This window comes from Sphingobacterium tenebrionis, from assembly GCF_037126265.1.
Classification (GTDB): Bacteria; Bacteroidota; Bacteroidia; order Sphingobacteriales; family Sphingobacteriaceae; genus Sphingobacterium; species Sphingobacterium tenebrionis.
Genome location: NZ_JAYLLN010000028.1, coordinates 12827 through 34971 on the forward strand (window position 1 = coordinate 12827; position 22145 = coordinate 34971).

Below are 22145 nucleotides of genomic sequence, written 5' to 3' on the forward strand. Positions count from 1 at the left end.
AAGAAATTGCGATGTAGACAATCCTTTGCAAAACCGCATAATCCATTATTTTGTTTTGAAAGTTGCAAAGATTCGAATCATAAGAGTAGATTCTATTGATTTATATTCGTTTTTTGTGACAATTCCTTGAAATTAATTCTTGTTGCAGTGCGTATTTATGCGTATTTCATAAAATAAAATAAAAAACAATGCAAAATATCAACCTTTTATTTTTATACTTGTTATAAGAAAAACGAACCATGTATTACTTTGACATCTGCCTTGGTAATACAAAAACTAACAGAACTTAAATTATACATCTAAATCTTAAATTATGAAAGGAAGGCTACTTCTATTCGTTATTGGGCTAGTCTTTATTAGTTCCAATCTCTATGCGCAGCGCAGCATTTCAGGAAAGGTTACGGATTCAAAGGGTGACCCACTAGGAGGTGTAACGGTGCAGGAGAAAGGAAAGGGGAACCAGACACTGACCAATAGCTCCGGAAATTATTCCATTAGTATTTCAGAAGATGCAACCTTGGTGTTTCGCTTTATCGGTTATACAACCGCAGAGAGAAAGCCCTCAGGGAACATCCAAAACGTATCCTTAACGGAAGATCAATCCAATATTGATGAGGTGGTTGTTACGGCCTTTGGTATTGAGCGTGATCGGAAAACCTTAGGTTATTCTACGCCAAAGGTATCCGGGGATGAGGTTGCGGAAACACAACGCGAGGCTTTTTTCAATGGTCTTCAAGGTCGTGTACCCGGGCTGACGGTGAATTCGTCAAGTGGATTGCCAGGTGCTTCTGCGCAGATTGTATTACGGGGATTCATTTCTATCTCCGGCGATAACAATGCATTAATTATCGTCGATGGGGTTCCAATCGATAACTCGGTTGTCAATGAGGCAGATATGGTGCATGTAGGAACCAATAGGGAAAACGATTATTCCAACCGTGGTATTGATATCAACCCTGAAGATATTGAAAGTTATGTGATCATGAAAGGTGCCGAAGCTACCGCGATGTATGGTAGTATGGGTGCCGGGGGTGCAATTTTGATTACGACTAAGAAAGGTAAAGCTGGTAGGGCTTCCGTAAATTATTCCTATTCTGGTCGTTTTGAGAAACCGTATCGCTATCCGGAACGCCAATATATCTATGCGCAAGGAACCAATGGTGTTTACACCGCAACTTCTGCCTATGCATTAGGTCCAAAATATAATGAAAATGAGGTGTTGCATACTGATAATACCAAAAACTTCTTTCGTACAGGTTTTAACCATAAACACAACCTTACCATAGAAGGTGGTTCTGATGCGATTACTTATCGTTGGTCCAATGAATATTTTGACAATAAAGGGGTAGTGCCTAATACGAGTCTCAGAAGGTTTACTTCCAGATTAACGGGTACTTCAAAAATTAACTCCAAAATGGATATGAACACCACGTTTAGCTATATGAATTCTCATAACGATAAGGCTAATAAGGGTGATGTGGGCTATTTGATGGCGCTTTTGAGGTTTAACCCAAGATGGGACGTGCGTGATTGGATCGATGAAGGGGGAAATAGGGTGCTGCATGCTTCAGATATTTACAATGAAATTGATAACCCATTTTGGGATGCCTATAAAAATACCGCATACGATGATGTGAACAGGATGATTGCCAACTCCCAGTTCAACTATAAACCGAATTCTTGGATCAGTATGCAGGCAACTTTGGGGATGGAATATTCCGTTACCAACGGATTCAAGATTTATCATGGTCAATCCTATAATGGGTCAGGAAACTCTAGCGATCCGGATTTAGGAGAAATGTACATCTATACGAGAGGTGCAAGAATATTTACTGGTGGATACCGCGTGACGACCAGAAACTCTTTTTTTGATAAAAAGTTTACCATGCAAAATAACCTTGCTGCGAATATTTACGACTATCATTATAATACCGATTCGCAGTATGGTCGCAAAATGTATGATCCTAATTTTTATAACATCAATAATTCCGATCCAGATGAACGTAGGGCAAAAAATTATATCGATCGATACCGGATCATGGGAGCATCTCTTCAATCGGTATTAAGTTATAAATCCCTGTTGTCACTGACGCTTACCGGAAGGGTCGATGCGTCTTCTAGATTGATGCCAAATAATCCTGTCTTTGCTTATCCATCAGCATCTTTAGCCTTCAATTTTTCAGAATTTGATGCAGTTAAGGAGAATTATAATTGGTTGGATGAAGGAAAATTGCGTTTTTCCATTTCCAGAACAGGTAAGGGACCATTTAGATCATTTGCTACACGTTCTAACCTAGAAACTCAAATGACTTCAGGCGGTGGTTTTGCTTATGGAGTGAATGGTGGTAATCCGAATTTATTTGTGGAGACAACCGAAGATATGGAGGGTGGATTGGACCTTAGCTTTTTCAAAAGGAGGTTTACCATGGATTTCACGTATTACCGTCGTCGCAGTATTGACCAGATTTTCAATCCTCGCTTAAGTTATGCCACTGGTTTTATTCTGAAACTGATCAATGGTGGTACTATTGAAGCTAATGGTATTGAGATCCAAAGTAATGTAGCACCAATTCGTAAACCAAACTTTAATTGGGATATCACTTTTAACTACACCAAGCAACGTAGTATTGTTAAATCATTGGCGAAAGATATTCCAGAGTCCTACGATTCCGACACCTGGTTAACAGGCGGGGTTCGTTCGGCAGTTTTCATCGGAGAGAGTATTGGTTCTTTATCAGCTACTAAATTTAAGCGTAATGATCGTGGAGACATCTTGATCAATCCTCAAAATGGATTGCCATTATTGCCAAGTGAATCTACTTTTGGCTATGTCGGTGATCGTATTCCAAGATTTACCCTAGGTATCGTCAATAAGTTCAGGTATAAAGACTTTACCTTGAATTTCCTTTGGGATTCTAGAGTGGGTGGAGACGTCTATAACCTTTTGGACTATAGATTATACACCCTTGGATTAAGTAGTCAAACCTTAAACCGGGAAGAACCTCGTGTAGTTCAGGGTGTATTAGAAGACGGACTAGAAAACACCGATAATCCGACACCAAATAACATCGCAGTAACTCCTTATTATACTTCTGGCTATTACTATAGTTCAGTAACCGGTGAGAAATTTGTTGAAAAGAATATTTGGACGGTAAGGCTTCGTGATATCACATTAAGTTATTTAATGCCAAAAAATCTAGTAAGAAGAATTGGGCCTAAATCTGACCTTTCCCTATTCTGTACATTGACAGATGTGGTTTTGTTAACTAATTATTCCGGCTTAGATCCAGAATCAAACTCTAATACACCGGGTATTGGTGGTATTGGCGGATATGGTATTGATTATGGAAACATGACTAGGCCAATTGGATTTAACTTTGGATTTAGATTGAAACTTTAATCGGAACATTATGAAAAAGAATAATATAATCACCTATGTCATAGCGGCTGTTTCTTTATTAACCGTAGGATGTAAAAAAATATTGGATATCAATTTCAGTCCTTCTTTTCCACAAGAAGTTTCGGCGGAATTGTATTTATCACCCATTCAATACCAGATCGCTAACGGATATGGGCAGGATCAACGGATCATTAACAAATTTACCCAAGCGATGCTGGGAACTTCAACAGATCGTGCATCCTATATTTGGGAACAGCACAGTTACCCTGGTGGGGTAAGTGATGTCGGAGGTGTGATGTGGAGAATGGTATATTTTAACCATGGGAAGAACTTGGAAAATCTGCTTGCCGATTCTAAGGTTAGTAAAAAATATGAATTTACGGCAATTGGTTATGCCATTAAAGCTTTTGATTATCAGCTATTAACAGATTATCACGGGCCAATCGTATTGGATGGTGCTTATGAAGATCGGTTACAGTTTGAATATAAAGATCAGCCGGATGTTTATAAACGAGTGCAGGTTTGGTGTGATTCGGCTTTGTATTTCTTAGGGCAGAAAAGTATGGCCGATAATACGGGTATATTATCCAAATATGATTTTATGTATGGTGGTAATATGGAGCGATGGAGAAAATTCATCTACGGAATAAAAGCCCTGAACTATGCGAGATATATCAATAAACCTGATTTTTTGACCAATTATGCGGATTCTGTAATGAAATATACCAGCTTGTCATTTGCATCTGAAGCAGATAACGCAACAGTAAAGTTCACAGGGTCAAGTTCAGAAAACTCCAATGTATATGGTCAAGATCAAGCTTTATTGAACAGCACCTATTATAATAGGGCAGGAGCACCGATATTGCGTTATTTAACTGGCGGAGTGCGTGGCGAATATGAGGAAGAGGCAAAGACCTCAAGCGATCCAAGATTATCCCGGATGCTCAAATTTGGTACTTCAGCAACAGCTTCTACAGATAGTATATACCGGGCAGCTTTACCGGATGGAAGATCGGCAAACTCGACTGTGCCTGCAGTGGGAAATTTCTATATGTTCAAAAACACAACGGATTTTCCAATCATGACGTATTCGCAATTGCAATTTATCCGTGCGGAGGTGGCCTTAAAAAAAGGCGATCTTCCCGTTGCGCATGAAGCTTATTTAAACGGTATCCGTGGACATATGACCTTTGTCAATAAATATACGGCGGTCAAAGATGAAAACCAGGGAACCATTTTCAATCCATTAGAGATTACGGCAGCGGAAATAAATTCGTACATGGATTCTACGGAAGTTGCTCAAACTGCTGCTGAGTTGACATTGGCTGATATTATGGGCCAAAAATATATTGCCCTATGGGGATGGGGGGGATACGATATCTGGTCTGATCTTCGGAAATATAGATATGATCCTGCTATTTTCAGGCAATTTGTAACAAGGTCAGGTGCGGAATTAGCACAGGGAAGTTACTGTTATCGCGTGCGGCCACGTTTCAATTCGGAATACATGTGGAATGCAGAGGAGTTAGAGAAATGGGGCGGATTGGAAGCCAATTATGTGATCACCCCAACTTGGTTTGTATTAGATAACTATTAAAAGGAGAGAAATTATTATGAAAAGATATAGTTTATTCATTTTATTATTGGGTTTGGTTACACTCACTACCATTGGGGGTTGTAATAAAGATAAAATCCAGGATTTCGGAGCTGTAGAATTCATGGATGAATCGAATTCCATTGTTAAGATCAATATGGCTTCGGCTTATCCAGACGATAGATACATGATCGTTAAATTTAACGATGTGCGGGTAACTCCAAAAATCCGAGGTCGGGAACCTTATCCTGGTGGCGGTTATAATACCAGGGGACCTTCAAGTTCTGAATTCTTAATGGTTAAGGGCGGAGATGTAGAGGTTAAAGTGGTGTTGCCGAAAACCAAGGATGACGGAACAGATTCGGTTTTGCTTTATAAAACAACGCTGAATATAAAGGCTAATAGTCGTTATACTTTCCATGTAACGGATACAGGAGCCAATACGAAGGTGATTCCAACAGAAGAAACATTTGCCCTTCCGGATTCATCCTATGCATCCTATCGGTTCGTGAACTTGATTCCGAATGTTCCAGCAGTAGATCTATATTATGGATTTTATTCGACTTCAGCTACCGCGCAAAAACCCGATCAAGATTCTTTGGTGTTAAGTAATATTAAATATGGGGAAATCTCTCCAACCTTTGTATTGAATCGCGCGATAACCAGAACTTGGAAAGTTAGGCCAGCAGGAGCTGCGGTAACCAATGCTACGGTTCTAGCGTTTTATGCGAATGCCGGATCCACCTTAAACCAAAGGCAATATACAGCTTATGCTATGGGTTGGGCAGGAAAGACCGATGCCATTATGAAACCATATATTTCATTTATGTTAGTTCGATAATTATGAAAAGAAGATATATAAAAATAATTATAGGTTTATCTATCGCTCTATTTACAATGGGTTCTTTGGATTCTTGTAAAGTAAGGGATGACTTTCCAGAATTTGGCGAACCTGTAGAAGAAGAGCCGGAAGAAGATATAATTCCTCCTGATAATCAGATCACACCAATTGTCCAACTCATTAAGGATAAGACATCTTATTTGAAAGTATTTCAAATGGATACGACGCAGACTATTTCACCAGGGGTTGAATACTTGCATGCCAGATTTATCAATAGAGAGGATGTACCTATCAGTATACATATTATGGAATTGGATATTTCCAATCCAAAATTGACCATGCAGGCATTGACTCCTTATAATGAAAACATGTTTGCGGTTCAGAACCTGCCTGAAATGGTGAAATTCAACCAAAAAACGGCTGAAGGGAAGCTATTGGCGGCCATAAATGGGGATGCGGTCACTTCGGGCGAACCGACTGGATCTTTTGTGAAATTTGGGAAAGTCCTCAAAACAAGTACCTCTAAAACAAGACCCTATATTGGTGTAAAAAAAGGATCCGATGCGATACAATTTTTCAATAGTCCTGATGCTACTAAATACCCTACGGATGCCATAAATTTAGCGGAAATCAAACATCTGGTCGGAGGTAGTTACTTCCTTTTATATAAGGGTGAAGATGTTTCCACAAGTTCAAGTGGAGCTGCGCGTATTGCGGTTGGAATCAACGAGGCATCAACCAAGCTTTACTTAATGGCCGCTGATGGAGTCATTGCTAATTTTTCAGCAGGCGTTGCGCTTAATGATCTAAGGGACATGATGCGTGCAATAGGCTGCTATACAGCGATGCAACCCACTAGTGGAAATTTGACAGCCATGACCGTTCTTGATATCCTGAATCCAGAACAATCTTGGATCAATAAAAATTTTACAACCACTCCTGCCGGAACAACCAATGGTATTGGCTTTGTACTAAAGTAATGGTGATATATTAGTTTGTTGTTGGGTTGCCTTAGGGCAACCCTTTTTTTGTTATAAACCTAGTTCCGTAACACCAATGTTACTTAAAAGTGTTTATTTTACACTAAGTCGTGCAACCGATTGCACTCAAAATCAGCTTTAAACGCTGAATTACGGGATTTTACGGATTTTCTTCCCCCAAGAAATAAAATATCAATATTCTGCTTTATGCGTTTTTAGCAAATTGTTTTGCTGAAAGTGACGTAAATCATGCATCAACTTGCTTTATTGTGCGTTATTTCTATTATTTTTATCCCATAAATGTGGTAGAATCCGCAAAGAAACGAAATCTATTAATGAAAAATTTTTTAGTTCATAGTCTACTTTTAGCAGTTCTATTGACCAATAGCTGCGGTTCGTCGAAAATCAACAAGACTTCCAATCCTGCTGTGCCCGCCGTTCAGGAGAATGTCTCTAACCAAGCCATTGTCCCTGCTGCCGATCAGCTTAAAGCTTATCTGCCCTTATTGAAAGGAAAAAAAGTAGGATTGATGGGAAATCAGACTTCTGTTGTAGGGCCGAATAATGAGCATTTGGTGGATGTGTTGCTGCGCGAAAAGGTGGATCTGAAATTTGGATTTGCTCCTGAACATGGTTTCCGTGGAGATATCGAAAGAGGAGAGAAGGTTTCGAATGATGTGGATGCCAAAACAGGCCTGCCATTGTTCACTTTATATGGTGGAAATGCGAAACAGGATTCGATTGTGAAATCCATCGATGTGATGATCTTCGATCTTCAGGATGTAGGCGCACGTTTCTATACCTACATCACATCTTTGCACCGTGTAATGGAGCTGTGTGCAAAACATAATAAGGAATTGATCGTATTGGACCGCCCAAATCCATGTGGAGACCAAGTGGATGGCCCAGTACGTAAAGATGATAAGTTCAAATCCAATGTCTCCTTCCATAAGATTGCTATGGTACATGGTCTAACCGTTGGCGAGTTGGCAAAAATGATCAATGGCGAGAAATGGTTGGAAAATGGAAAGGAATGTAAATTAACGGTAGTACCCGTACAGAATTATACCCATAGTTCTATCTACAAATTACCGGTAATCCCTTCTCCAAGCTTACCGAACCACCTTTCTGTTCGTTTATATGCTGCCTTATGTCTTTTTGAAGGAACCGATATTTCGGTGGGTCGTGGAACAGATTGGCCTTTCCAAGTGGTGGGATATACCAACCCAGTTTATGGTGATTTTACCTTCACCCCAGGCGAAAAAGCAGGGATGGTAAAACATGTGGAAGGTAAGGGAGCAGTAAATTACGGATTGGACCTTAGGAATATCAATCCGGATGAATTTAAATTCACCCTAAAATACGTACTGTACTTCTATGATAAAATGCCGGACAAGTCGAAATTCTTTGCCAGACCAGAGTTCTTCGATAAGTTGGCAGGAACAGATGAATTGCGGAAGCAGATTTTAGCCGGTAAAACCGAAAAAGAAATACGCGAAAGTTGGCAGCCTGAATTAGCGGCATACAAACAGATGCGTAAAAAATATCTACTCTACCCAGATTTCGAATGAAAAACAAGTGGAAGGCTCAATTAATTTGGGCCTATTCACGTTAATCCAATCTGGTGAAATTGTCCTCCTTAGGGGATATGGAGTAATACCTATTATGAATAATAACTGATCTAATCCTGAAACAAATATCAGGGTTGGACCTAAATAAGATAAAAAACAAATTATAAATTATTAATCATTTAGCAATGCGAAGACTTCTACTCTTTTCTCTCGCTCTTGGATTGACGATGCCAACTTATGCTTCATTTGCTGAAGCAAAGGGCAAAGAATCTCTAGGAAAAAATGCTGGCTGGACTAAGGCCACATCGGTATTGCAAAATACGGTTTCAGGTACGGTATCAGGACCTGACGGTGTGATTGCTGGGGCTACGGTTACCGTAGTAGGTTCAACAGCAACAACGGTAACCGATGCAAACGGTAAATTCACGATCAATGCAGCTGTTGGAGCTACATTGCGCGTTTCCTTTGTAGGTTTAGAGACCAAGACCGTAACTGTAACAGGAAGCACTATCAATATCACCTTAACCGAATCCAGCGATGCGTTGGAGGAAGTAGTGGTAGTAGCATACGGTGCGCAAAAAAAGGAACACCTTACAGGTGCAGTATCCTCTGTAAACGTGGAAAAAACCTTAGGATCCCGCCCGATTTCTGATGCAGGTCGTGGATTGCAAGGTGCGGTTCCAGGTTTAAGTGTACAGATCCCTTCTGGTGAGGTAGGTTCTGACCCAATTATGAAAATCCGTGGTCAGGTTGCTTCCATTTCCGGTAGCAGCAACCCGTTGATCTTGGTTGACAACGTGGAGATACCTAGTATCAATATGATCAACCCGAATGATATCGCTGAGATTTCCGTGCTTAAAGATGCAGCATCTGCATCCATCTATGGATCAAAAGCAGCATTTGGTGTGGTCTTGATCACCACGAAAAAAGGCGCAAAAACAGAAACCAACAATATCACCTATTCCAATAACTTTTCCCTTCAAACACCATTCAAACCAATTGATATCGCAAGTATCGATGGTTTGCAATATACGTTGGATGCCCATAAGAACATGCAGTCTGCAGGTTCGGCAGGTGGTTTCTGGCGCATATCGGAAGAAAGTATCCGAAGAGCGAAGGAATGGCAGGAAAAATACGGCGGTGTAATCGGTAATTCAGATCCTGTAGTTTATGGCCGTGACTGGTACGTGGAGAACAACGAGAAGTTCGGTGTTCGTATGTACGACCCAGTAGCGGTAATGATCAAGGATAATGCCCTAACCAACCTACATAACCTAGGATTAAATGGAAAGGCTGGAAATACAACCTATAATATCAGCGCTGGTTACTTGAACCAGAATGGTATGATGAAAGCGGCTAAGCATGATGATTTCAAGAGATATAATGCAACGTTGAATGTTTCCACCAAAGTAACCGACTATTTGTCCCTACGAGGTGGTGCCATGTATTCTGATGGTACAAAACGTTATGCCAACTCTGCAACCGGCTTTACGGCGGATCCATGGTTATACCTTTACCGTTGGTCGAGAGCTTTCCCTATTGGTGTGCAGGAACATGGTGTAGATATCCGTGACCCTTATTTCGATACCGCAAAATCACATACGGCGTATAAAATCGATCGCTATACCAACTTGAATTTAGGAACTACTGTAGACCTGATGACAGGTTGGGATGTGAAAGCAGACTATACATTTAGTTCAGAAAATAACGGCAATAGATCATCTATGCCTACTTTCTCTGGTAAAAGTACTTGGTATGGTGTAGAACCTTGGAATGATGAGAATGGTAATAGAATCTACGTGGATGAAAATGGTCTTCCAACCGACAACGGTGGAACAATGGCCTTTAAATTCCCTTTCGAAAACTACATTACCAAAGCACAATCTAATATTTATCAACGTTCCTTCAACTCCCAAAGACATACGTTCAACGCATTCTCTACCTATGGTAAGAAATTCGGAGAAGACCATGACTTTAAAGCAATGTTGGGAACAAACATTGTGGCCTTTAAATGGAGAAATCATTTCTCAAGAAGGACCAATCTGATCAATGAGGAAAATCCACAGTTTGATTTTGCGACTGGGGTACAGGAAAGTGGTGGAGACACCAACTGGGATTCCCAAGTAGGGGTATTCGGACGTTTAAACTATACGTTCAAAGAGAAATACCTTTTCGAGACCAGTTTGAGATATGATGGAACTTCAAAATTCCCTTCTCACTTGCGTTGGAGATATTATCCTTCGGTATCAGCAGGATGGATTATTTCCAATGAAAATTTCATGCAGGGAATTTCCAATGTGTTGAGTTTTGCAAAACTACGTGGTTCATGGGGTATGATTGGTGACCAATCCGTTTCCAACTCATTATATGTGCCTACCATGGATATCGGACCAAACAACTGGTTGGATGGATCGGGTAATTATTATTACTCCATGACAACCCCAGGTGCGGTACGTAATGATATTAGATGGCAGGATATCGAACACCTGAACGTGGGTGCCGACTTGAAATTCTTCAACAAATTAGGGGTGGTATTTGAATGGTACGAAAGAAAAACCAATCATATGATTATTCCTGGTGAATCATTACCAGGTACATTTGGTACAACTCCAGCTAGAGGAAACTTTGGTAACCTTTCTACAAAAGGATGGGAATTGGCCATTGATTACAACCATAGCTTCGATAATGGATTACGTTTGACCGTTAATGCTAATATCGCGGATGCTATCACAACCACCTATAAAGGATTGCAGTGGAATAGAGATTGGGAAAACAGATCTGTTGGAACGGAATTCGTAACTGGAAGTAGATATGGTGATGTATGGGGTTATGTAACAGATCGCCTTTACCAAAAAGACGACTTTGTATATGATGCAGATGGCAATTTTGAGCAAACAGCCATTATTTTCCAAGGTGTTTCCAAAACCACAAATATGTTAGCTGGTAATAATCCGGTTTATCAAACATTCTTTGAAGATGGTAACAACGTCATGAAAATGATGCCTGGAGACGTAAAATTTGTAGATGTGAATGGAGATGGATATATCACCTCAGGAAGCAGTACATTCGGCGATCCAGGTGACCGTATGGTAATTGGTAACTCAACTCCTCGTTACGACTATGGTTTCAGATTAGGCGCAGACTTTAAAGGATTCGATCTTTCGGTATTCTTACAAGGCGTTGGAAAACGTGAAATCTGGGGTGCTGGTCAATTAGCTATTCCTGGTTTCCATGTTAAAGATGGTGCTATGCCACAAGCAATCGCTGAAGACTATTGGAGAGAGGATCGTACAGATGCATTCTATCCAAGAGCATGGCATTTAGGTGGAGCTAACGAAGGTTACGTGATGAGACCTCAAACACGTTACTTATTGGATATGTCTTATTTTAAGATTAAGAACATCAATTTCGGATACTCCCTTCCAGGAGCCTTGTTAAGTAGAGCGAACTTTAAAACAGCGCGTATCTATGTCTCTTTAGAAAACTTCTTTACGTTCGATAATTTGAGAGGACTTCCAATTGATCCAGAAGCAATTTCAGGTAACAGTATGTTATTGACGAATGGTAATTACAACCTTGGCCGTACGGGTACAGGAAATCCATCGTTCAAATCAGCTTCTGTCGGTATTCAAATTGGTTTATAATTACAGGAGGAAATTATTATGAAAATTAAATATAGTTTATTCGTTGCGGCAGCTTTATTTTTCACCAGTTGTGAGAAATTCTTAGACAGACCTCAGCTTACGCAGGCAAATGACGAAACTGCATGGACAACAGAAGATAATGTACGTCTATATGCCAGACAATATTATACCACCTTTTTCCCAGGTTATGGATTAGGTTTTAGTACAGATGGAGCACTTTTAGCGTCCTATACCTTTAGTGACGATGTGCTATACCAAGGCAACCAATCTCAATTCACTAGATCGGTGCCGGTAAGTGCAATCTGGAGCTATACCACGGTTCGTTCATTGAACATTATGATCGACCGGATTCAGACTAGAATGCAAGATGTTCTTGCACCAGAAGCTTTTAACCACTGGATCGGTATTGGTCGCTTCTTTAGAGCGATGCGTTATTGGGATTTGGTTTATGCTTATGGCGATGTTCCATATTACGATAGACCTATAGATGATACCGAACTTGATGAACTTTATAAGAAAAGAACACCAAGGAATGAAGTGATGGATGCTGTTTATGAGGACATGAAATTTGCAATGGAAAATATTCGTGCAAATGATGGTGCTCAAACAGTAAATAAATTTATCGCGGCAGGTTTTATTTCTAAAATCGCTATGTCGGAAGGTTCTTGGCAAAAATATTATTATAAGAATGATGAAAGAGCTAAGAAATTCTTTGAATTGGCGGTTGAGGCTGGAGAAATGGTGAAAAGTAGCGGTAGATATGATATCGTTACGGATTACACATCTCAATTCACATCCGATAATTTAGCCGGAAATAAAGATATGATCCTTTATAGACAATATGATGCGGCTTTAGCGATTAGACATTCCATCTTATCCATTCATAATTTATCAGATAATGTTACTTATGGTCCTACAGCAGACCTATTGAAATCGTATATCTGTACAGATGGTAAAGTTTGGCAAAATTCAGATTCTACAAAAGCTTCTGATTTCACTAATGTGGAAATGGTTAAAAACAGAGATTCGCGTTTTGAAGCTACTTTCCATACGAATCCTACACCTAAGAACCGTGCATCATTTATGTACATTACTAAGTTCTTACCAAGGGATGTGGAAGCTCGCGTTGCAGCAGGAGGCTCTCCAGGTACTGAGTTTTCGGGTGCAAATAACGTGACGGATGCTCCGGTATTGAGATATGCAGAGGTGCTATTGAACTGGATCGAATCTAAGGCTGAATTGGCTACCCTTGGTGGTCCAGCAGTTACCCAAGCAGATATCGATGCTTCGATAAATAAAATCAGAAATAGACCAATCGCAGCAGATGCTGCTGCAAAAGGCGTGAAGAAAACAGCGGCAATGAACATCGGGGCATTACCTTCAGATCCTGATCGTGATGTAACGGTAAGTCCTTTGTTATGGGAAATCCGTAGAGAGCGTCGTATGGAGATGACTTTTGAGGATTCTCGTTTAGCTGATCTGAGAAGATGGTCGAAATTGCAATACATGGATACGGAACAAAATCCAGATCTTTTAGCAGGTGGATGGGTTAACTTCCCAACAGAAGCTCCTGGAGAATTGAAAGCTACTGTTTCTGTCGTGAAATTAAACGGCCAAATAGAGGTTTATAATCCAAGTGACCCTACTAGTAAAGACAAAATGAAAGGTTTTTACAGATATACACTGAACAAGGACCGTTTACCTTTCTACAACCAAACGAATATCAATCCTTACTTATCTCCAATAGGCTCTAATCAGATCAATGAATATGAGGCGGCAGGTTATACGTTGGATCAAACAGAAGGTTGGCCTCAGAACTAATTATGAATCTTAATTGATGATCAAGATGAAAATGAATTTTAATCAAACAATAGGAGGTATACTACTAGCTTTTGTAAGTTTTGTAGGATTTACTTCTTGTTCGGAGGATTTCCCAAAAAATATGGAATCCGATAAATATACCGATCTTAAATCCATTAAGATCGTTAATGCTGGACCGCTAGGAAACGAAGTTTTGGAAGGATCCATTGATGAAAAAACCAAAACGATTACCTTTCCAAGATTGGATACCCTAACCGACTTTTCAGGTGTAATCTTTGAAGCAGAAACTTCTGAAGGTGCGAAACTGGAAAAAGATACCATTGCCATTCCATTTCAAAGTGGGGATGCTTCTAAGGATATCTTTCTAAAAGTGGTTAACTCTCCTCGTTTTAAGGAATATAAAGCAGTAATCCGTTTCGATGTTCCTGTTTTTGGAGCAGATTTCGGAAAACCTACGGTATATGATTACTCTTCAAATCCAGTTGGAAATGCCGCATACACTGCATTCTCAGGTGGATTGGTCCGTGGAACGGGATTCGATGGAAAACATGTATTAATAATCTCTAGAGGAACCCCTGGAGTTCATTTATTAAATGTGGAAGATTTGAAAAACAATCAAATCAAACCGATCCAGGTAAACACTACGGGTGTAACAGGTGGTACTTTCCCAGTTAATATGGGAGCCCAAGTGAATGGTCGTACCTATGTGGCTAGTTTATCTACCTCTGGAGCATCACCTTTGAAACTGTATTTGTGGGAAGATCCTGCAGCAGCTCCTCAGGTAATTGCTAATATCAATGTTGGATCAATTGCCGGATCTGGTGCTCGTCATGGAGATAACTTCTCTATCGGATTAGATGCAAGCGGCAATGGTTATGCCTTCTTTATTAGTGGCGGAACCCAGGTGATGCGTTTGAAAATTGAGAACTATAAGAATGTAACCGAAACGGTAGCATTTAATACCGTTGCTACGTATGGCCAATGGTCTTATTATAACCGCATTGGAAATTCGGAGAACTTCTTTGTTACTGGACATGATAAAGTGATCTCTGTTGCCAATAATGGAGGTGGAGTAAGCTATTCTATGGGAGCAAGCTCAATTCCGGTACACTCCGGTGACCCTCGTGTTATTGAATTCAACGGCGAACGCTATTTATTGGTTGTTACTGTTCCACGTGGTGGTGCAGCTGTTGATGCCGTAATGCGTGTTTACAACATTACGAGAGGCGCTAGCATCGTTGATGCATTAACTGCATTCGAGCAAGGAGATAAAAAACCGGTATATGAGTTTGGTATCTCAGGAAATGCCAATACAGCTCCTGGTACACAATCTGGTTTCCATATTGTGAAGAATGCCGAAGGAAAAGATGAAAAATTAATGATCTATGGGGCAACCTCTGATGCTGGTTTTACCATCGTGGAATTCCCTATTAATGTACTAGAGGATTAACTTTAAGTCTTATATATGGTGAAAGGGCATCTGTTATGCAAATTTAGTTCTACTATTTGAGCAGGATGTCCTTTCATCTTTTTATTGAACCTTTTACTTTTATTATGATGAAAAAACTCTCTTTATACCTTTGCCTTTTCCTATCATGGACTTTGTTGTTAGTAAGTTGTAGTAAGGACTCTGACCCTGTTACACCAAATCCTGAACCTGAACCAGAACCTCCAGTTAGCACCCTGAAATTTCCCGGAAAGGAAATGCGAGCAGCTTGGGTAGCTACCGTATGGGAATTGGATTGGCCAGGAATCCGCGGTGAAGCTGCGCAGAAGCAAAAATATATCGAGCAGTTAAATAAATTAAAAGAATTGAAATTCAACGCGGTTGTATTTCAAGTTAAAGGTATGGGAGATGCCTTCTACAATTCTCCTTATGAACCATGGTCTGCTGCTATCTCCGGTACCAGAGGCGTAGATCCAGGTTATGATGTGTTGAAATTCTTAATCGATGAAACACATGCCCGCGGAATGGAATTCCATGCATGGATCAACCCATACCGTATTTCTACACGTGCTTCAAGCGCTACAGCTTTCCCTGCACTACATGCATCCATCGATGCATCTTGGGTAAAAGATTACGAAACTATCCGTATCTATAATCCAGCAGTCCCTGAAGTAAGACAGCGACTAAACGATATCGTCAAGGATCTCATCACCAAGTTCAATGTGGATGGTATTCATTTCGATGATTATTTCTATCCGGAAGGACAGAACCATAATGATGACGCCGAGTATACCAAATATGGAGCCGGCTATTCATCCAAAGAAAATTTCCGTCGTGGAAATGTAGATAAAGCTATTGAAGGAGTTTATAATACCATCAAAGCAACCAAACCAGCAGTGGTATTTTCCGTATCACCTGCTCCTAACAAAGACAATAACTACAATGTGTTATTTGCGGATATTGCAAAATGGACATCCTCCGGTTGGGTGGACATTGTAATGCCTCAATTATACCAAGAAATTGGAAATCAATATAATCCTTTCGAACGTAATCTAGCCACTTGGGTTCAGTTCCGTGGTCAAGCTAAGGTAGTGGTTGGCCATGCGGCCTACAAATTCGGTGATCCAGCAATGGGAGCCGCTTTCCAAAGTCCCGATGAATTACAAAGACAGTTTAACCTGACCAGAAACAACGACCGGGTATTCGGTAGTGTCATGTACAGCATGAAGAGTATCATGACAAATAAGGTTGCAATTACCGACAAGATCAAGGAACTTTATGCTAAAGATGTGCTGATGCCATTCTTTGGACGTGAAGTAGCCGCAAAACCAACTACCCCAACCAATGTAAAAATCACAGGTTCTGAAATAACCTGGACTGCAGCGACAAACAATACCCGATCAGCAGTTTATTATTTCTCGAGCAAAACTGCGACAGGCGAGCTGGTAGGAGTGACCACTGAAAATAAAATGCAAATATCAAAATCAGGTTTCTATTGTGTAACCGGTTTAAATGTAGATAACCTAGAAAGTAAAGAATCCGAGTTATTACAAAAATAAAAATGAGGAAATCCATCATTAAGTCGGCTTTTTGTGCATTGTTTTTATGCTGCACATCGGCGTTAACCGCCCAAACCTTCAAGTTTGCACAGGTAACCGATACCCACGTGGGTGGATCTACTGGAGCAGATGATCTTCGAAGAACCGTTGCTGATCTTAATCAGCAAAAGGATATCGACTTCGTCATTCTTTCCGGAGATGTCACGGAATTCGGTTCTGATGAGGAATTAGCGTTGGCCAAAAGAATTTTGGATAGCCTCCAATTGCCCCTGTATGTCGTTCCGGGGAACCACGACAGTAATTGGTCCGAAAGTGGCGCCAATAGCTTCCGCAAAGTATTTGGCGGAGAAATGTTCTTCTTCGAACATAAAGGATTTCAGTTCATCGGAACCACTTCGGGACCAAATATGCGGATGAGCCCTGGGCAAATCCCCCGTGAAAACCTCGTTTGGATGGATTCGGTTTTCAAAGCAAATCCCGATGCCTCCAAACCCCTTATTGCGATTAACCATTACCCACTTGATTCTTCACTGAACAACTGGTATGAAGCTATCGATCGCCTAAAAACGCGGAATGTGCAATTGGCAACCTGCGGACATGGGCATATCAATAAATTGTACGACTGGGAAAGGATTCCCGGCGTGATGGTACGATCCAATCTGCGCGCTAAAGATGCGGTAGGTGGATACAATATCCTCACCATCAGTAAGGATTCTGTGTTCTTTCAGGTTCGTAAGCCTTTGCTCCAAACCATGGATTATTGGCTGAAACTGCCTTTAAAGCAACTTACAGCAAGTAACAATCAGCAAATAAAAAGACCCGATTACTCCGTCAATAAAACCTCGAAAGCCCGACTCGTTTGGGAATATGAGGACCATGGGGATATCGGTGCCGGCATCAGTGCAGATAAAAAGCATTTATTTACGGCCAACACCGTTGGCGAAGTTTATGCCCTGAACTTAAAAACCGGTAAAAAAGCTTGGACCTATAAAACTGGCGGAAAAGTCTATTCTACGCCTATGGTGCATCAAGGAATAGTTGTGGTAGGATCTTCCGACCACTATATCTATGGCCTTGATGCGAAAACAGGTCAACTAAAATGGAAGATCGAAGCGACAAAAGCCGTTTTAGGGTCTCCTGCAGTTGCCAATGGCAAAGCCTTCATTGGGGGTTCTGAGGGTGTTTTCTGGGCGATTGATGTCAAGACCGGAAAGGTCATTTGGTCTTTCAGTTCGGTAAAAGGATATGTATCCACCCAACCGACCCTAGCCGATGGAAAGGTGTTTTTTGGCAGTTGGAGCAATGGCTTTTATGCCCTGAACCAACAAACAGGTAAATTGGAATGGGAGTGGAGCAACGGGCATCAGAACCGCATGTTCTCTGCCGCAGCAGTTTATCCTGTTGTGGCCAATAACCGCGTATTCATCGTAGCACCTGATCGGTACATGACGGCCATCGATCTTCAGACCGGAAAAACAATCTGGCGAGAGAAAAAGGATGATTACCGTGTGAGAGAATCCCTAGGGTTATCGGCAGATCATCAGATGGTCTATGCAAAAACCATGGATGGCGAATTGATCGGAGTTCCGGTTAATTCCGAAAATATGGATATCACTTGGAAAGCCAAAGTAAGGTTGCCTTACGAATTGGCACCAACGGCTATCTATTCGGATAAGAAATTAACATTTATGCCTTCCGATAAAGGATTGATGACAGCCGTACTGTCCAAATCTGGGGAAACGGCATGGCAATATAAAGTCTCCAATGGCATGATCAATCCGCCATTGGTCCTAAAAAATAAAATTGTATTTAGCAGCATGGATGGCAAGATTGTCATGCTATCCTATTGATAACATTGTTTTCATGTTCAACATGAAATAATCGGTTAACCTATGAATAAACCTACATGCTTTATACTTTTCTGTCTATTACTGCTTTCAGCGTTTTCCCACCATGGGTTTGCGCAGGAACAATCATGGATCAGGGTGAACCAATTGGGCTACCTTCCACAACAGAAAAAGGTGGCAGTTTGGGTTTCCAAAGCAAACAGCGAAGTCAAACGGTTCCAACTGATCAATTCCGATAGCCAGAAAGTGGTGTATACCAACAAAGCAGGTAAAACCTTTGGAAAATATGGTCCATTTCAGAAGGGATATCGATTAGACTTTTCTGCATTTAAAGGAAATGGAACATTCTATATCCTAAGCGATGATGGAACAAAATCTCCAGCATTTAAGATCAATGAGCAGGTGTATGAGGGTACTGCCGACTTTGCATTAAGATATATGCGGCAGCAAAGGACCCTGTTCAATCCATTCTTAAAAGACAGCTGTCATACCCATGATGGGTTTACCATGTATGCCAGTTCGGTAGGAATGCCAGATAGTACCCGCGTCGATGTGGGAGGGGGATGGCATGATGCTTCCGATTACCTGCAATATGCTACTACCTCTGCGAATGCCACTTACCATCTCTTAGCGGCATATCGTGATTTTCCGCAGGTTTTTGGCGATCAAAAGCAAGCCAATGGCCTGGACGGGAAAAACGGCATTGCCGATGTGCTGGATGAAGCAAAATGGGGACTGGATTGGTTGCTCAAAATGCATCCAAAACCTAACATCATGTTCAACCAGATCGCCGATGATCGCGATCATATCAAACTGCGCATGCCCGGACAGGATTCTATCTATGGCCGTGGCCATGAAAGACCGGTTTATTTTATTGATGGTCAACCACAACAGCGGGGTAAATTCCTCAACAATACCACCGGTACCAGTTCAACAGCGGCAAAGTTTGTTTCCGCTTTTGGTTTGGGTCACCAACTCTACCAACAAAAAGACCAGGCTTTTGCACAGATGCTAAAAGAAAAAGCGCTTACAGCCTATCAATATGCCCATATCAAACCCGGTGTAACCCAGACCGTATCTGTAAAATCGCCCTATATCTATGCCGAGGACAATTGGGTTGATGATATGGAATTAGCGGAAGCCAGTATGTTTGGTCTTACCCAAGATCAACAGCACTTGAACAAGGCATTGAACTATGCCCGCCAAGAGAACATTACGCCTTGGATGATCCGTGATACGGCCAATCATTACCAATATTATCCCTTTATCAATCTTGGCCATTATGAACTGGCAAAACAAGGGGATAGATCCAGCAAGAAAGAAGTGCTAACCTATTATAAAAAAGGAATCGAACAGGTGTGGGATAGGGCACAAGAGAATATGTTCTACCGCGGCGTTCCATTCATCTGGTGCAGCAACAACCTCACCACCTCCTTTGCTATCCAATGCCATTGGTACAAAGAACAGAGTGGCGATAAATCTTTTGAGGAATTGGAACAGGCAAATATAGATTGGTTGTTTGGCGTAAATCCTTGGGGCACAAGCATGGTTTATGGCCTGCCGGCCGATGGCGACACACCAATCGACCCACATTCAGCGTTTACCTATTTACACGCTTATCCCATAGATGGTGGTCTGGTGGACGGACCGGTCTATTCCAGTATCTACCAGAACCTGATCGGCATCAAATTGATAAACCCTGATGAATACGCGGAATTCCAGAGCGATCTGGTGGTTTATCATGACGATTTTGGGGATTACAGCACCAATGAACCGACCATGGATGGTACGGCATCGTTGATTTACCTCTTGTCAGCCAAAGAGAGTGAATCAAAAAAAAAAGAGTAATTGATTCCCACGGGGCAATAATCCGTGGGGATGAACATAAAAAGCAGATCAGTCTGATCTTTACCGGAGATGAGTTTCGGGAAGGATTGGGCACTATTCGGAAAGCCCTGAACAAAAACTACATCAAAGGAAGCTTTTTTGTGACCGGGAGATTCCTGGAAGATAGGAAATCTGCGAACCTGTTGAAGAACATGTATAAAGAAGGGCATGAGGTTGGTCCACATTCGGATCAGCACTTATTATATGCTACTTGGGAAAAAAGAGACAGTCTACTTGTTACAAAAGAAGTTTTTAACAAAGATTTAACTGAAAACATTTCCAAACTTCATGCACTAGGTATTCAAAACATTGATAAATTTGTGGCGCCCTATGAATGGTACAATAAAACCATTACAGAATGGGCCAAAGATGTTAACCTAGTTTTATACAATTTCACACCAGGATTACGAACGGCTGCTGATTATACCTTCCCAGCGATGGGAAATAAGTATATGAGTTCAGAAGCAATATTGGAGCAACTGTACAAACATGAAAGTCAGTTCGGATTAAATGGTTTTATTATTATTATCCATATCGGGTCGGACCCGGACAGAACGGATAAATTTTTTAATCAGTTGGAAAAATTGATTAAAGGACTGAAAGATAAAAATTATAAATTCGTGCCGCTAAACGAAATATAAATTTAGCATGCGGGTTTTTGCGTTTTTTATTAAAAAGTCGCATATTTACGGAAAGTTATTGAAAGTATTGCACATGCAGAAGGCTATGATCAACACAACGGAGAAGGATTCGAATTATCAAGACCTAGACAAAATGTCGGTCAACGAGATCCTAAGTAACATTAATCAAGAAGATAAGACCGTTCCGTTGGCGGTAGAGAAAGTTATTCCTCAAATCGAGGCATTGGTAAAAGTTATTGTTTCACGGATGAAAAAAGGTGGACGATTATTTTATATCGGTGCTGGGACGAGTGGTCGGTTAGGTATTTTGGATGCTTCTGAATGTCCGCCAACCTATGGCGTTCCTTTCGATTGGGTAATTGGTTTAATTGCTGGAGGGGATTCTGCAATCCGTAAAGCAGTTGAGTTTGCGGAAGACGATATGAACCAAGCTTGGATAGACCTGGAGGAATATGCGATCAACCCGAATGATGTGGTGATCGGTATTGCTGCTTCTGGTACGACTCCATATGTGATCGGTGGGCTTAAAACAGCAAATGCCAAAGGCATTGCAACTGGCTGTATCGTGTGTAATGGCAATTCACCTATTGCTGCTCGTGCGCAATATCCAATTGAAGTGATCGTAGGACCTGAGTTTGTTACAGGTTCCACCCGGATGAAAGCGGGTACTGCCCAAAAATTGGTGTTGAACATGATCAGTACCGCTGTAATGATTCAATTAGGGCGTGTAAAGGGCAATAAGATGGTGGATATGCAATTGTCAAACCATAAATTAGTCGGTAGAGGCGTTCGTATGGTGATGGCCGAAACCGGAACGGATGAGGAAACAGCATCTGCATTGATCGAAGAATTCGGAAATGTACGTAAAGCGATCGATAACTACAATCTGAAAAACAAACAGTAAACACCCAAT

General features: G+C 41.0%; 13 protein-coding genes. All 13 read left to right on the forward strand.

The features are described from left to right. Window positions 1–313 precede the first annotated feature (313 nt). The 13 genes from VJ786_RS11485 (at window position 314) to murQ (ending at window position 22136) form a co-directional block, all read left to right on the forward strand. On the forward strand, window positions 314–3400 hold the full coding sequence (locus tag VJ786_RS11485) for a SusC/RagA family TonB-linked outer membrane protein (RefSeq protein ID WP_134776139.1): 3087 nt from the start codon (window positions 314–316) through the stop codon (window positions 3398–3400). A gap of 10 nt (window positions 3401–3410) precedes the next feature. After that, complete coding sequence (locus VJ786_RS11490; RefSeq protein WP_336557751.1) at window positions 3411–4997, forward strand: SusD/RagB family nutrient-binding outer membrane lipoprotein; 1587 nt, start codon at window positions 3411–3413, stop codon at window positions 4995–4997. Window positions 4998–5013: 16 nt separating this feature from the next. Beyond that, window positions 5014–5835 (forward strand): DUF4397 domain-containing protein, encoded by an 822-nt coding sequence (locus VJ786_RS11495; protein WP_336557752.1) that lies wholly within the window; start codon window positions 5014–5016, stop codon window positions 5833–5835. Between the two features lie 2 nt (window positions 5836–5837). Next, complete coding sequence (locus VJ786_RS11500) at window positions 5838–6815, forward strand: phosphodiester glycosidase family protein (RefSeq protein WP_336557753.1); 978 nt, start codon at window positions 5838–5840, stop codon at window positions 6813–6815. Between the two features lie 335 nt (window positions 6816–7150). Then, window positions 7151–8386 (forward strand): exo-beta-N-acetylmuramidase NamZ family protein, encoded by a 1236-nt coding sequence (locus tag VJ786_RS11505; protein WP_336557754.1) that lies wholly within the window; start codon window positions 7151–7153, stop codon window positions 8384–8386. A 185-nt stretch (window positions 8387–8571) separates the two neighbouring features. Next, window positions 8572–12030, forward strand: coding sequence for a SusC/RagA family TonB-linked outer membrane protein (locus tag VJ786_RS11510; RefSeq protein WP_336557755.1), 3459 nt, complete (start codon window positions 8572–8574; stop codon window positions 12028–12030). Window positions 12031–12048: 18 nt separating this feature from the next. After that, window positions 12049–13851 carry a RagB/SusD family nutrient uptake outer membrane protein gene (locus VJ786_RS11515; protein ID WP_336557756.1) on the forward strand — a complete coding sequence of 601 codons (1803 nt, stop codon included), beginning with the start codon at window positions 12049–12051 and terminating at the stop codon, window positions 13849–13851. 31 nt (window positions 13852–13882) lie between these two features. Further along, complete coding sequence (locus VJ786_RS11520; RefSeq protein WP_336557757.1) at window positions 13883–15301, forward strand: DUF4623 domain-containing protein; 1419 nt, start codon at window positions 13883–13885, stop codon at window positions 15299–15301. A 104-nt stretch (window positions 15302–15405) separates the two neighbouring features. After that, entirely contained in the window at window positions 15406–16857 is a 1452-nt protein-coding gene (locus tag VJ786_RS11525) for a glycoside hydrolase family 10-like protein (RefSeq protein ID WP_336557758.1), read from the forward strand. A gap of 2 nt (window positions 16858–16859) precedes the next feature. Beyond that, entirely contained in the window at window positions 16860–18707 is a 1848-nt protein-coding gene (locus VJ786_RS11530) for an outer membrane protein assembly factor BamB family protein (protein ID WP_336557759.1), read from the forward strand. Window positions 18708–18749: 42 nt separating this feature from the next. Further along, window positions 18750–20552, forward strand: coding sequence for a glycoside hydrolase family 9 protein (locus VJ786_RS11535; RefSeq protein ID WP_336557760.1), 1803 nt, complete (start codon window positions 18750–18752; stop codon window positions 20550–20552). An 86-nt stretch (window positions 20553–20638) separates the two neighbouring features. Beyond that, a complete protein-coding gene (locus VJ786_RS11540; protein WP_336557761.1) occupies window positions 20639–21232 on the forward strand; it encodes a polysaccharide deacetylase family protein in 594 nt (197 codons plus the stop codon). Window positions 21233–21317: 85 nt separating this feature from the next. After that, a complete protein-coding gene (gene murQ, locus VJ786_RS11545; protein ID WP_336557762.1) occupies window positions 21318–22136 on the forward strand; it encodes an N-acetylmuramic acid 6-phosphate etherase in 819 nt (272 codons plus the stop codon). Window positions 22137–22145 lie beyond the last annotated feature (9 nt).

Bases quoted from the DNA above. Each gene is read 5' to 3' on its own strand.
- VJ786_RS11485 (WP_134776139.1), top strand. From the start codon at position 314: ATGAAAGGAAGGCTACTTCTATTCGTTATTGGGCTAGTCTTTATTAGT.
- VJ786_RS11490 (WP_336557751.1), top strand. From the start codon at position 3,411: ATGAAAAAGAATAATATAATCACCTATGTCATAGCGGCTGTTTCTTTA.
- VJ786_RS11495 (WP_336557752.1), top strand. From the start codon at position 5,014: ATGAAAAGATATAGTTTATTCATTTTATTATTGGGTTTGGTTACACTC.
- VJ786_RS11500 (WP_336557753.1), top strand. From the start codon at position 5,838: ATGAAAAGAAGATATATAAAAATAATTATAGGTTTATCTATCGCTCTA.
- VJ786_RS11505 (WP_336557754.1), top strand. From the start codon at position 7,151: ATGAAAAATTTTTTAGTTCATAGTCTACTTTTAGCAGTTCTATTGACC.
- VJ786_RS11510 (WP_336557755.1), top strand. From the start codon at position 8,572: ATGCGAAGACTTCTACTCTTTTCTCTCGCTCTTGGATTGACGATGCCA.
- VJ786_RS11515 (WP_336557756.1), top strand. From the start codon at position 12,049: ATGAAAATTAAATATAGTTTATTCGTTGCGGCAGCTTTATTTTTCACC.
- VJ786_RS11520 (WP_336557757.1), top strand. From the start codon at position 13,883: ATGAATTTTAATCAAACAATAGGAGGTATACTACTAGCTTTTGTAAGT.
- VJ786_RS11525 (WP_336557758.1), top strand. From the start codon at position 15,406: ATGATGAAAAAACTCTCTTTATACCTTTGCCTTTTCCTATCATGGACT.
- VJ786_RS11530 (WP_336557759.1), top strand. From the start codon at position 16,860: ATGAGGAAATCCATCATTAAGTCGGCTTTTTGTGCATTGTTTTTATGC.
- VJ786_RS11535 (WP_336557760.1), top strand. From the start codon at position 18,750: ATGAATAAACCTACATGCTTTATACTTTTCTGTCTATTACTGCTTTCA.
- murQ (WP_336557762.1), top strand. From the start codon at position 21,318: ATGATCAACACAACGGAGAAGGATTCGAATTATCAAGACCTAGACAAA.